The following is a 12,692-nucleotide window of genomic DNA, read 5'->3' as shown; positions in this document are numbered from 1 at the left end:
TTTAGAACTCGCGTTTTTTAAGACTTTTAATCGAAACTAATTTTCCAATTTCATTTAAGATACTGAGGTAATTTTCATTTGAGTAGTCATCAGTGACTACCAAGTGAAATACCTCTTTGTACTCTGGTCTCTTTGTAGCAAAGAAGTAGTCAAAGATAATATCTGCAAGCATATGAGAGACTTTTCTTGCTGTTTTATGAAGTTGATAAATATCTAGGCCTTTAAGCTCATCATTAATAATTACTTTCTTATTACAAAGCTTTTTACAGGCTTTAAATACTTGCTGATCACTCTTTTTGATATTTCGATTGGCGCGGGCCATGTACTGAAAGTCTTTATACATATTACATTTTCTATATGGATTAAAAAGCTTAGAGCAGAAGTAGGCACTGATGTAATTATGGATTAAATAAACAAATAGTCCGGTACGATCGCGTTTATTAAAGAACTCTAAGATTTCCTTATCAGGTACTTTAAGCTTTGCCTGATAAATATGAATTCCAGCTAAGTAAGAGATACGATTAACAGAATAGCTAGAGCAATAATAGGCTTTTTTTCCTGGAAGTTTGAACGTTTTACCGTGTTCAATAAGCTTTTTGTAAAAAGACTGGGCCTTCTTTGATTTTACCTTTGAAATTGTTGTTTTAACTCTTTTTAGGTTTTGTTGATCAAAGATACGAAAGTCTTCAAGTTCTCCAATTGCAATATCGAGATCGAGAGTATTGTTGATCTCATGACAAAAGTAGGCGAAGTTATCAACGATATTATCTGAAAACTTAAGTGTTCCTGTTTCGATGATATATTCGTGAATATCAAAATTGGGATCATCAGCTAAGTGCTCATACCAATAGATTTGCGACTCATACTTTAGCCATGGAGGAGAGTTTACGAGAACAAACTCTCTTAAGTTATATTTTACAATTTGATCTGACCTGAGTTTTCCTTTTTTAACAAGTTGCCAGTAAACTTCGTCAGTATTTTGATGAATAATAGTTTGAACGACGTTCTTTTTATTGAGATCAAAAACTTTTTGAGGAAGTTTATTTGGTACGATATGTAGCTCTCCAAATAAGATGAGGAGCTTATGATCAGGGTTTTCCTTGTGGTATCGGGTAATGGTCTTGGCCGCTTGGTTGTCTCTTTGGTTGAGATTTCCTTTTGTATTAAGGGCGATAATTGGAATATTGTGTTTCTTAGCAATTTCAAAAAAGATCTTGTAATAGGTCCATGGAAAGCGCCAAGAGTTCTTATAGTTAATAGACTCGAGAAACTCTAATTCCGTAATAGCACCTCTTAAAAACGAATCGATAAAGAATTGATGATTGATATGGATAAATTCCACACCAATAGCAAATTGGTAATCATTCTTTGCTAGGATACGAATGATTCTCTCAAGGTTACGTGTACTCTGATCAAAGGTGTGAAAGTCTCCAAGATAAATAATGTCTGAAGTATCAATTGATTGGTAGAGTTGATTGATTGTAGATGACTCAAACTCACGGCGAGCATAGCGTTGTTGATCAGTTCGATACTTCTTTAATAGCTTTGAGGGCTCTCCTTCAAGAGAGTTAGCTTTATTTTTAAAATATCGATAGATATTCCAATGAGTTTCATCGACCCTAAGTTGCATAAGTCTATGATATCACTAGTTATTTATTTGACCAATAATTATATTATTTAGAGTCGTGCTAATGAGTTGATATGTCTCGTTCACTTCCTTGGCCACTTGGTCCTGAGCACTTAAGACAGCATTTAATTCTTGTGCACTTGGTACTTCAAGAGACTGAAGTATTGTTGAGATTGCAGTACCTTTGGCACTTGAAAGAATGAATTGAATGAACTTGAGAAGTTGTTGATCACCATGCAACTTGATGATTTCAACGTCATTTGAAACTAGCTTTAAGAAAGTAGTATGTTCACTTTTTTCCAGAATTGCACTTGTCAGAGGTAAGTGTACCTGGCTTCTGTCACTCATAAGTGTTTCAAGGTATACATCTTGATTATTTGGGTAAATTTGAAATTTTGGTAATTCAACAATTCTTTGAATCAGCGATGGGTTCGTGAAGTCATAATTTGCTTGAATCTTTCCACTTGAGATCTGATCACTATAATTTCCAATGATAATCTTTAAGTGAGAAAGGATACAGCTTGTATGCCATGGCCATTTTTTCGATAGAAGATTGATCGTATCAATCTTGTTACTAAAGAGCTGTTTATATGTAGCGAAGCTTAAGCTTATAATTGAATCTCTTGAAAGAGTAATGTCTTGAAGTGATTCAATATGGTAGTCCGGTAGAAACTCAGTGCGTTCTAGGAATTTTGGAATCAGCATTGCATTGAGTTTCGCTTTTGTTTTCTTTAGTCCACCATTAAAAGTCAGCTGAGTAATTTGCTTACCAATTGTAGTCTTAAAGAACTCCCTAAATAAGTTGATATTTAAGTTTGAGATCTTTGGTAGAAGACCGAAATACTGGAAGTAAGCATAACCGTATTCTTCAACTTTTGCTTTTAAAGAGTCAATTGAAGTTAGCTCAAGTTTTATGTCATTCTCATTAGTGAAGTCTACAATTAGTAGGTAAGGGTAGCGCTCTTGAGGATTCATATTGAAACCAAGTAGGTCATAACCTTCTTCATCTCTTGAGTTTGATCGGTAATTAGATAGAGATTCAACACTGAAGAATTGATCAAATGGAATACAACTCTTAGTTAAATTCTTAAAATATTGTGGGTGAGTAATCTTGTCACTCTCACTATTATTACTTAATAGCTTTCCGTTAAGAATCGCATCTTGATGGAATTCAAATGATAATCCACATTTTGTTTCATTAGAAAATAGTGGAGCATCAATTGATTTCTTATTTGCAAATAATTTATCTAATTCTTCAACGAAGAAGTCGAATTTCGAGAAGTGAGTCAGATCACCGTTCATGTTAACTGTCAGGCAAGACTCTTTTAAAAGTGCTGAGTTAACATCTGGGTTTCCAAAGATATCAAGTTTGTTTTCAACAATTCTCTTAGAGAAGATATATAGGTAGCGAGGAATTTCTCCTTTACCTTTTAACCCTTCAAAGTTGATACGCATACGTAATTTGTATTGCTTTAACAGAGCCTCGTTCTTATTTGCATGAGAAGGAACAAATAGCTTCTGATTTGAGAAAACATACATATATCCACTATTAGATAGATGCTCACCATTTTGCATAATATTTGTAATTAGAAAGTGGTGTGGGTTCTTCTTTGGAATATTAACAAGGTTTACAAGAATTCTGTCGTAGATACTTTGTTCAACTTCTGTTGAATCGAGCAGAGAGAATTGTCCGCTAGCAGAGACTCTCGACTTATTAGACTTCTGTTTAAATAAAGAAACAATAAGAGAAATAGGATCCTTTTGCTGTTTCGGTGCTAAGTAAACAAGGAAAGTCATATATTGAATTTCTTGGAAGATCTTTAAGTATTGACCAGTAACGTAGTTATCACCACGGAATTCTGGGCAAATAACTTCTTGCCACATTTCATTTGAGTTATTCTCCTGAGCAATCCAGTGAGAAATTGTCAGTGAGTTTAGAAAGTCTCCAGTAAAGAGAGAACTTAGGCAATGTGGAGCATCATTGAAGCTAAAGTAACCATTGTGGTTTTCAATCCACTTTGGAAAATTAACAAGAAGATTATTAATCATTAAACCAAAGTTTCGGTTACTGAAAGCATGTGAATACTTATCTGTTTCGTTGTTAAATAGAACAACTTCTAATTCATTTGGAATTTCGTGATTTAAAACCTTAAAAAACTCTATTGGGTTTAAGTCTTTAAAGATTGAATTGAGCTCAACAATGCTGTCTCCAAAGTTTTCATTTGGCCTAAACCAGCTATATTCATTCGTCCCAAGGGCACGACTTGATAACTCTCTAGAGCTTGATACCTTAAAGATCTTACTTAAAGTTGAGTTTGGATTTAAGATTTCTTTCTTAGTTAATGTTTTAGAATAGAATGCACTCAGTTGGCTGATAAAGCGCACTTTTAAAATATAAACGCTAATAGAACGTAGGCAGTAGACCTTAAGAAACTCTTGAGTTAGCTCATAACTAGGAGCATTCTTATTATCGAGGTTCTCCCAGAACTGATTGAAGTCTGAAATACCCTCTGGATGAACTTTATTATACTTAGTGTAGTCTACGAATTCTTGGTAAAGAGACTGTCTAAGACTTCTATTACGTGAACGAAATGATTTAACCTGTGCTTTTGCTTCATCAAATAATTCAAAAACAATCTTTTTGAATTTTACACTTCCCTTAGTGAGTAAGCTTTCGCCTCTCCATTTTGGTAGGATATGCTCTGAAACAAGAAATTCACCGGCATTGATGCTTGGAAGTGAAGACTGAGCAGTGCTGGTTGCACCACTAGGCTGCTCTGAAGGAAAACTTTCCTTTTGAGCTACGCTTGGACCTTGGGTCTCAGCAATATTATTTATCAGCCAATTCTTAGCCGAAAATGATTCGTTCTTCACAGTGTTGTTGATTCCAAATTTTTTTTAATTCCCAGTAAAACCAAATTTTAAGCCAGACTAATTCCTTAACTTATCCATCGGAAAGTTAACTTTCTAAACTGTTAAGGGAAAGTCATGTGTTGCGTCCTTAAAATCGGTAGTAAAATATAACGATGGCCACTCATCTTGTCATGTAAAAAAACAATTTTCCGTTAAGAAAAGCTTTGTAAGTACCTGAAACTATGTATGCGATATTTCTTAAAGTTTCTGTCATCTATGACGAAGAGAGTCAGTGACAATGATTCAGTAAATGGAGTTCATATGAGTGGAAATAGTTCACAAAATGCAGCTGCAAAAAGTGCAGAAAAAGGTTTTTCAGAAAACGAGTTAGACGACATCATGGCAGAGTTTGCTAGTCTTGATGCTGAGCTTACAACAAGTGGGCCATTAGCAGAGGAAGAGCAAGTTAAAGAAGAAGCGCCAGTTGTTGAAGAGGTTAAGGCCGAAGAAGTGGAGACTCCTGAAGTTGAAGCCGCACCAGAAGAACCAGCTGCTGAAGCTGAACCTGTTGCTAAAGAAATTAACCCTCTCGATGAACTAGAAGCTGCAACACAAGCTCCTGTAGAAGAAGAACTTCATGTTGAAGATTTCCCTGCCGCAGAAGAGTTTGAAGAAGTTAGTGCTGAAGCAACTCCAGCTCCAGAAGAAAAAACAGAAATTATTTCAGAAACAGATCTTATGGAAGCTTCATCTGAAGACGAGGCCAATCCAACTCCTTCAATTGCTGAGGCATTTGGAGAAGGCTTTGATGAAGCAGAGATGGATGCCATTATGAAAGATCTTGAAGATATTGATGCTTCAGCAGGACCTGCTCTTGAGATGGAAGAAGAGGTTGAACCAGAAGCTCATGAAGAAAATGTTGTTGCTATGAAAAAGCCTGAAGAAGTGGTTGAAGTACAGCCGACAACAGTTGCAACTCCAGCAGCTGGAACAGGTGAAGTGGCTTTCAGTGCAGCGGGTAATATGAATTTCAACGTTAATCTAACAATTGCTGGCTCTCAAGCGACACTTAGTGTACAAGATGGTTGCTTTAAATTAACGATGAATGGAGTTGATATCTCAATTACAGAGGAAGGCTGTAAGGCCTTTATTGAAGGTGGAGTAAACTTTAATATTCCACTTCCAACTGATAAGAAGGATGTCGCTTAAGACTTAAAAAAGGTTTTCAATGGCCATAAATATATTGGGTGGGCATGCGAAAGGGCATGCCCTTTTTGTTCCCCCTGTTTCAATTACACGTGCAACAACAGTTATGCTAAGACGTAAGTTTTTTGATGCACACCAAGATTTAACAAATTGCCTATTTATTGATCTTTTTGCTGGTAGTGGAGCTATGGGCTTTGAAGCTTGCTCTCGTGGAGCGCAAAGAGTGATCTTAGTAGAAGATAATCCAAAAGCAATTTCAGTTATTAAGAAGAACAAAGCTTCAATGAATAAGAAAGTTGATACTTCAAATATTGAAGTTATTAAGCAAAAAGCTCAGGTATATATTAAGAATATCGTCACATCAATTAAGACTGACTTATATGATGAAGTACATCTCTTCATCGATCCACCTTATGAAATGAAGGCCATCTACTTCGAGATTTTAAAGATTTTAAGAGAATCTGATTTTCAAGGTGAAGTATGGTTGGAGTCAGATCGTCAAAAAGGAGTAGTGGAGGATGATCTCAAGAAGCATTCCTTTACTTTCTCTAAAGTTTACAAGCAAGGAACGAGTTATATTGCAAGAATTGCAATGTAGCTAGCTACCATATAAAATTAAGTCATATAAATTAAAAGAAATAGGAACTCAATGAAAAGAGCAATTTATCCAGGTACGTTTGATCCTTTTACAAATGGACACAAAGATATCTTAATGAGGTCATTAAGTGTTTTTGACGAAGTCATTATTCTTGTTGCCCACAATCGAAACAAGAAGCCTTTCTTCACTGCAGACGAAAGAGTTGCGATGTTAGAGGAGACTTTTAAAGATGAGCCAAGAGTAAAAGCTGATAAATGGGAAGGCCTTATTGTTGACTATGCTAAAGAAAATGAAATCAGCTCAATAATTCGTGGCCTAAGACCAACAGGTGACTTTGAAGCTGAATTTCAAATGGCATCAATGAATAAGAGACTCTATCCTGAAATCGAAACAGTTTTCTTTATCACGGAAAGGGATAATTATTACGTATCAAGTTCTTTAGTAAAAGAGATCCATAAACATGGTAAACTCATTAAAGAATTTGTACCTGATACTATTTTTAATTGGATTAATAAAAAAGGAAAAGTTTAATGACAAATGTCTCAAAACGTTCTGAAGATATCAACGAAAGTATTACTTTAAAACTTAATGCAAAGGCCGTTGCTTTAGCAAAGGAAGGGCAAAAAGTTTATAACTTAACAGCGGGGCAACTTCCATATCGTCCACCTAAAGAGCTAGTAGAAGCGATTCGTGGAGAGTTGGACTTTTTAAAAAGTTTTCAATATAGCCCTGTTGCAGGTGATGGTGAGTTACTTGAGAAGTTAATTGATTATGTGGAAACATCGAGATCAATTAGTTTTGAAGACTACGATCATCGCTTTGCTGCTACTGTTGGAAATGGTGGAAAGCATGTTCTGGCAAATATCTTTGCTGCCCTTGTAAATCCTGGAGATGAAGTTATTGTTTTCGCTCCTTATTGGATCTCTTATCCTCAAATGATTAAGTTGAATGGGGGAGTCATCAAAGTTGTAGAGGCTTCTATTTATAATGCTTTTGAGCCAGACCTTGAAAAGCTAAAAGAACTATTAAGTGATAAAACAAAGGCCATCATTTTAAATAGTCCAAATAATCCATCTGGCGTTTTTTATAATGAAAAATGGATGAAAAGCTTCGCTGAAATTATTAAGCCATTTGAAAATACTTATGTAATTTCAGATGAGATTTACTACGAATTAAATTACTACGATCCAAGACCTACTTATTTTTATCAATACGATCGTGAGCTCTTATCTCGTACAATAATCGTGGACGGGATATCTAAAAGCTTAGCTTCAACTGGCTTAAGACTTGGTTATTGTATTGCTCATGAAGATATTATTAGTGCTATTAAAAAGATTCAGGGGCATACTGCGTCTGGTTCTTGTTCATTAATTCAAAGAGCATTACTGCGTTATAATTTAAATCAAATTGATGAATACCTCTCGCCTGTAAAGAAGCATCTTCGAGAAAATTCATTAATTCTTAGAGAAGTTCTTAGAGAGAATCAACTTGAAAAATGTTGGTATCAGGTGACATCAGCTTTTTATTTTCTAATGGATTTTTCAAGCGCACCAATTATTGAAAAATTTAAAAAGAGTGAAGACGATCAAACTGATTATTCTGTTCAGATTTGTGAACAATTACTTGAGGAAAAAGGTGTGGCGATGGTGCCAAGTGGTGATTTCGGTCTACCAAATTGTGCCAGAATGTCACTTGTACTACCAAAAGATGACTTTAGGGACGCAATTATTGCATTGTCTGAGTTCTTGACTCGGGAATAGTGCTGATACTTCGGTATCTCGTTCCCACTACCAATTAAAGCTATTCTTAAGAGATAATTAAGCTGTGAATAAACTAATCGTTCTAGCTACTTATCTCTTATTTCTACTTTCAGTCTCTTCTTGTGGAGTCGATGATGAACTCGAGCTTCAAAGAGACTATCTCTATGTTGAAGATCATCTTACTTCAGGTAATTGTGATAAGGCCTTAAGCGCAATGCTTTCAATGAAAGAGCAGAGTGGGGATGCTACTTATTATAAACTCCTGGCCTCTTCTTATGCGTGTAAAGCAGGATTTACAGTTACAGGTTTCTTTGCAAATGAAATTATAAAAATCGTAGCAGGGGCCGAAATCTTAAGTGGTTTATCGAGTTTTACTATTGCTCAAGAGATGACTAATATCGATAGCCTCGACTATTACTATATCACTAAGGCCGTGGACACTCTTGTTTATTCAGGTGGTGTTGGGCCCGTTACAAAAAACCCTTCAGCAACTCTAAGGATTCAAACATTTGGTTCTTATGGAGCTGCCGATATCAATTCCCTTTTGATGTATTTACTCTTTGTTAAAAACGGTATGAATATGGCCTTCTATGGTAATTCAGATGCAACTGGTGCTAAAGGTGCAGGTACTGTTGGAACGAATGTCTGTCTTTATCAATATGCTGATATGGGAGATGCAGACCTAGATTCATATGTATCTTCAATTTCTGGAAGCATGGGAGTCTGTGATGACACTGCAGACGAGGGGAGTGCTGAGCTTAAAAATGGCGACGGAAGTATTAAGCTAGATCGCGCATGTGGCCTTATGACAGATTTTAATAATCTTATTGATGTTCTCTCTAATCTTACCATCGGTAATGTTAGTGATGCCGACCTCGTTACTCTCTTAAGTGATGTCTCGACAGTTCAAGATGCTTTTACAGCTGGTCCTGTTGCTACATATGGTCTTTCTAATAATTTAATAACAGTTAAAAATACAGATGAATGCGTAACTGAATTCACAGGAAGTGAAGAACAAGTTGGCTTTTATATGGCCTCATTTTTTGAAACGCTACACTCAAGGTAATCATTGAAAAACTTCGCAAGGCTCATATTTATTATTTGCTTAGGGTTATCGACGATATCAACGCAGGCCTTTGAGAAATTCCAATTAGGTCAATCTCCAAAAGCAAGACTAATGGGAAATGCTTGGATGGGATTAGCAAACCAAGATACTTTTACAATTTTTTATAATCCAGCAAGTCTTGGTGGTAATTACGATATTGATTTATCACCTGTAAACTTAACTGTTGCCGGGCCTAATGCCCTTGATGATCTCGATCGTTTTTCTAATTTACCAAATGATGCGGATGCCATTGCTGATCGACTCTTAGGATTTCCTCTATATTTAGAGTTATCGAATTTTTCAACGATCAAAGCACATCACTTTTCGTTTTCTTACTTCACACAAAACCGTGCCAATATTGTTTTAAAGAATCGTGTAAACCCTGCATTTGATGTTGATTATAGCTATGACCGTGGCTTTATTACAGGATTTGCTTTCAATTTAATTGGTGGAAGTCGAAATAAACAAAAACAAAAAATTATGACAGGAGAGAGACTCTCAATTGGTTATTCTTTTAAATATTTAAGTCGTGAAGGTACAAAAGATAAATTTGATCTATTCTCTACAAATATAATCAGTAAAGTTGAAGCTGGTTTCGCTTCTATCGAAGATATTAAAAATACTTTCGGATACTCAAAAGGAGCAGGTACAGGTCATGATATCGGAATTGAGTATGCCAATGGTTGGGGAAATACTGAGTTTGTAGCATCACTAGCAATTCTCGATATTGCAGATACTCACTTTGAAAAAGAATACGGAGACAATAGCGTTCCAAAGATTAACATGGCCATTAATTCTGGTTTTGCCTTTAAGCAAGACTTTAAGGTCTTTGATTATGCTCTTGCCTTAGATATCAAACCATTAAATCAGGGACTCGACTTTGGCCGCATGATGCATCTAGGTGCTCAGGTGAATATTCCATTCTTTGGTTTTTTTGCAGGAATCGGTGAAGGTTATCTAAATTATGGTGCTGAGCTTAGAATGTGGCCTGTCACACTTACACTTGGTTACAATAGTGTTGAGATCGGTGCAGATTACAAGCAAACAGAAGGTGATAGGCTATTTGTTTTCCTATCTCTTTTTGATGTTTCAATGGATATCTTTTAATTACAATACTCTTCGCACTTTGCTGCGCATTCCCAATTCCCCTTTTTCTTTGACATCCCTTTCGGCGATAACTTAAAATTTAGGTAAGAGAGGATTCCTCCCATCAATTCTTAATGTCATGGAGGGCATTTTGACTAGAAAAACCTTTGTTCTTGATACTAACGTATTACTATTTGATCCTAATGCTATTAATAAATTTGGTCCAAACGACGTCTTTATTCCACTTGTTGTAGTTGAAGAAGTTGATCGTTTTAAGAAAGACCAAAATGAGAATGGCCGTAACGCACGTTACTTTTCTCGTATCATCGATGAACTTCGTCAAAAAGGTTCTCTTGTTGATGGTGTTGAATTAGATAATGGCGGAACACTAATCATTTCAGTTGATCGAGCTGTTGATAATCAAGAGGAAACGATTGATTTATCAATTAATGACAACTTAATTTTGGCCTCTGCAATCTTTCTAAAAGAGCAAGGTGATGATGTTACGTTAATTACAAAAGATATCAACTTAAGAATTAAATCAGATATCCTGGGAATCACAGCTGAAGATTACGGGATGAAAGATATGAAGATAGAGGAGATCTATAGCGGTTATCGTTATCTACCTCTACCTAAAGATAAGTTAGAAGAATATGAAAAGAATCGCTTCCTACAATTAGAAAACTGGGAAGAATTAGAAATTTTTCCAAATGAGTATTTAATTGTTCATGAAGAAGGAAATGATCGTAGAAGACTTCTAGGACGTTTTTCTAAAAGCAAGCTAGGAATTGTTCCTCTAATCCCAATGAGAGAAGGGATCTGGGGTATTTATCCAAAGAATATGGAGCAACAATTTGCTCTTGATGCTCTACTAAATGATGATATTAAATTAGTCTCACTTGTTGGGAAGGCCGGTACAGGTAAGACTCTTCTTGCCATTGCAGCAGGTCTTGAAATGACGATTAATCAAGAAAAGTATTCAAGACTACTTGTTTCTCGTCCAATTCAACCAATGGGAAGAGACCTTGGTTATTTACCAGGTGATGTAAATGATAAGCTCGGTCCTTGGATGCAACCGATTTTTGATAATATGGACTTCCTCTTTGATCAAAGAAGAGCTGGAACAAATTCGTCATATGTTGATCTAATGGATCATGGACTTCTTCACATTGAACCACTGACATATATTCGAGGTCGTTCAATTCCTGGACAATACTTAATTGTTGATGAGGCCCAGAACCTTTCACCACACGAAGTTAAGACAATTGTTACTCGTGCCGGTGAAGGAACGAAGATCATCCTCACAGGTGACCCGTACCAAATTGATAGTCCATACCTTGATGAGGTAAACAACGGTCTTAGTTATGTTGTTGAAAGACTAAAGACGGAAGATATTATTTCTCATACGCAGCTGACTGTTGGTGAGCGTTCTGCGCTTTCTGAAACAGCTTCGAAGTTACTTTAGGAGTTAGAAACCAGTGTCACGTTCAAATCGTCAATATTTAAGAGCGCCTGTTAATCAAGAGATGCTCTATCTTTGTGACGATTATGTACTAAAGGCAAAGTGTTCTAATATTTCTGAAGGTGGAATGTTAATTTCTGATATGGGGCGCGTCCCTGAAAAGTCGCGCTTCCATACGATGATATCTCTTATTCAATATCCTGAATTTTCAAAACTTAGCACACAGAAACTATTAAGTATTGATCACAGTGCTTTTGATATTGAAGTATTGCGATGTGAAGTTGATGTTGTTCGCTCTTTTGAAGGACTGTCAGAAGTTGAAAAAATTCTTCTACCTTCAATTGGTGCGAAGTTCAGTGAAGTGAGTTCTGGAAATATGGCCTTGATTAAAGCCTACGTTCAAACTTTTTCAAAAAATATGATTTATCTCTTAACGCAATTTGAGAACTCATCAAAGAAGAAGGGGAATATTGTTCAACTTAGAAAGACTGCCGCTTTACTCGGTTACGACTCATCACTAAAGATTCCACTTCTTCGAGCAAAAGTCTTACACGATTACCAATCACTAGAATCATTATAATTTAGAATAATAAGGCCCAGATTACTGGGCCTTAATAAAACGAGAAGGATATAGGTTTCAAACAAAGCTTATAGTTTTGCCTTGATTGAAAACTTTAAGTCTTTAATTGTTGCTAATAAATATTTATCAATAGGTGTTTCATTATCAAGAATTCGGCTTTTAAATTCTGCCGTAAGCTGATCTACTTTTACTAGAAGTTCGTCATTGATAGCATTTTCTTGATTAATTTCACTAACGAGACTATGTGTTTCATTAATAAGTGCAGAAAAATCTAGTTTCGAAAAATAATCTCTTTGAACAGTATTTTCACATCTCATTGCTTTTTCAGCTTTAAACGCATTGAAATTTACTACTTTCTCTTGTGGGATAGAATTTAACATTTCGCTTGTACTCCAAAAAAATAAATACCGTTCAA

The 12,692-nt window shown here is 35.8% G+C and carries 11 protein-coding genes; 8 read left to right on the top strand and 3 right to left on the bottom strand.

Annotation, left to right across the window (positions count from 1 at the left end):
- Window position 1: 1 nt before the first annotated feature.
- Both BALOs_RS11640 and BALOs_RS11635 read right to left on the bottom strand, forming a co-directional pair.
- A complete protein-coding gene (locus tag BALOs_RS11640) occupies window positions 2–1,630 on the bottom strand; it encodes a ChaN family lipoprotein (RefSeq protein WP_114705387.1) in 1,629 nt (542 codons plus the stop codon).
- Between the two features lie 15 nt (window positions 1,631–1,645).
- The gene (locus tag BALOs_RS11635; protein WP_114705386.1) at window positions 1,646–4,501 is read right to left on the bottom strand and encodes a hypothetical protein; all 2,856 of its coding nucleotides are present in this window, start codon (window positions 4,499–4,501) and stop codon (window positions 1,646–1,648) included.
- A 255-nt stretch (window positions 4,502–4,756) separates the two neighbouring features.
- Here BALOs_RS11635 and BALOs_RS11630 point away from each other — a divergent pair, with 255 nt between their 5' ends.
- The 8 genes from BALOs_RS11630 to BALOs_RS11595 all read left to right on the top strand — a co-directional run bounded on the left by BALOs_RS11630 (window position 4,757) and on the right by BALOs_RS11595 (window position 12,277).
- Complete coding sequence (locus tag BALOs_RS11630; protein ID WP_162929672.1) at window positions 4,757–5,689, top strand: hypothetical protein; 933 nt, start codon at window positions 4,757–4,759, stop codon at window positions 5,687–5,689.
- Window positions 5,690–5,708: 19 nt separating this feature from the next.
- Window positions 5,709–6,284 carry an RsmD family RNA methyltransferase gene (locus BALOs_RS11625; protein WP_114705384.1) on the top strand — a complete coding sequence of 192 codons (576 nt, stop codon included), beginning with the start codon at window positions 5,709–5,711 and terminating at the stop codon, window positions 6,282–6,284.
- Window positions 6,285–6,335: 51 nt separating this feature from the next.
- Complete coding sequence (gene coaD, locus BALOs_RS11620; RefSeq protein WP_114705383.1) at window positions 6,336–6,815, top strand: pantetheine-phosphate adenylyltransferase; 480 nt, start codon at window positions 6,336–6,338, stop codon at window positions 6,813–6,815.
- Entirely contained in the window at window positions 6,815–8,044 is a 1,230-nt protein-coding gene (locus BALOs_RS11615; RefSeq protein ID WP_114705382.1) for a pyridoxal phosphate-dependent aminotransferase, read from the top strand. The genes coaD and BALOs_RS11615 overlap by 1 nt, the downstream gene beginning before the upstream one ends.
- 64 nt (window positions 8,045–8,108) lie before the next feature.
- Window positions 8,109–9,110 (top strand): hypothetical protein, encoded by a 1,002-nt coding sequence (locus tag BALOs_RS11610; protein ID WP_114705381.1) that lies wholly within the window; start codon window positions 8,109–8,111, stop codon window positions 9,108–9,110.
- A 3-nt stretch (window positions 9,111–9,113) separates the two neighbouring features.
- Window positions 9,114–10,256, top strand: a complete 1,143-nt coding sequence (locus tag BALOs_RS11605) for a hypothetical protein (protein WP_162929671.1) — start codon at window positions 9,114–9,116, stop codon at window positions 10,254–10,256.
- A 118-nt stretch (window positions 10,257–10,374) separates the two neighbouring features.
- Window positions 10,375–11,700 (top strand): PhoH family protein, encoded by a 1,326-nt coding sequence (locus BALOs_RS11600; protein ID WP_114705379.1) that lies wholly within the window; start codon window positions 10,375–10,377, stop codon window positions 11,698–11,700.
- A gap of 13 nt (window positions 11,701–11,713) precedes the next feature.
- Entirely contained in the window at window positions 11,714–12,277 is a 564-nt protein-coding gene (locus BALOs_RS11595) for a PilZ domain-containing protein (protein WP_114705378.1), read from the top strand.
- A 68-nt stretch (window positions 12,278–12,345) separates the two neighbouring features.
- On the opposite strand, the gene BALOs_RS11590 is transcribed toward BALOs_RS11595, so the two are convergent.
- Window positions 12,346–12,657: a hypothetical protein gene (locus BALOs_RS11590; RefSeq protein WP_114705377.1), complete on the bottom strand. Its 312-nt coding sequence runs from the start codon at window positions 12,655–12,657 to the stop codon at window positions 12,346–12,348.
- Window positions 12,658–12,692 lie beyond the last annotated feature (35 nt).

The organism is Halobacteriovorax sp. BALOs_7 (assembly GCF_003612895.1).
GTDB classification, from domain to species: domain Bacteria; phylum Bdellovibrionota; class Bacteriovoracia; order Bacteriovoracales; family Bacteriovoracaceae; genus Halobacteriovorax_A; species Halobacteriovorax_A vibrionivorans.
The sequence above is the reverse complement of the archived record's forward strand: the minus strand, read 5'-3'. Positions and strand labels throughout refer to the sequence as shown.

What these genes read in the sequence shown, in the direction of transcription:
- coaD (WP_114705383.1), top strand. Translation starts at nt 6,336, where the DNA reads ATGAAAAGAGCAATTTATCCAGGTACGTTTGATCCTTTTACAAATGGA.
- BALOs_RS11600 (WP_114705379.1), top strand. Translation starts at nt 10,375, where the DNA reads ATGGAGGGCATTTTGACTAGAAAAACCTTTGTTCTTGATACTAACGTA.
- BALOs_RS11640 (WP_114705387.1), bottom strand. Translation starts at nt 1,630, where the DNA reads ATGCAACTTAGGGTCGATGAAACTCATTGGAATATCTATCGATATTTT.
- BALOs_RS11630 (WP_162929672.1), top strand. Translation starts at nt 4,757, where the DNA reads ATGACGAAGAGAGTCAGTGACAATGATTCAGTAAATGGAGTTCATATG.
- BALOs_RS11590 (WP_114705377.1), bottom strand. Translation starts at nt 12,657, where the DNA reads ATGTTAAATTCTATCCCACAAGAGAAAGTAGTAAATTTCAATGCGTTT.
- BALOs_RS11625 (WP_114705384.1), top strand. Translation starts at nt 5,709, where the DNA reads ATGGCCATAAATATATTGGGTGGGCATGCGAAAGGGCATGCCCTTTTT.
- BALOs_RS11615 (WP_114705382.1), top strand. Translation starts at nt 6,815, where the DNA reads ATGACAAATGTCTCAAAACGTTCTGAAGATATCAACGAAAGTATTACT.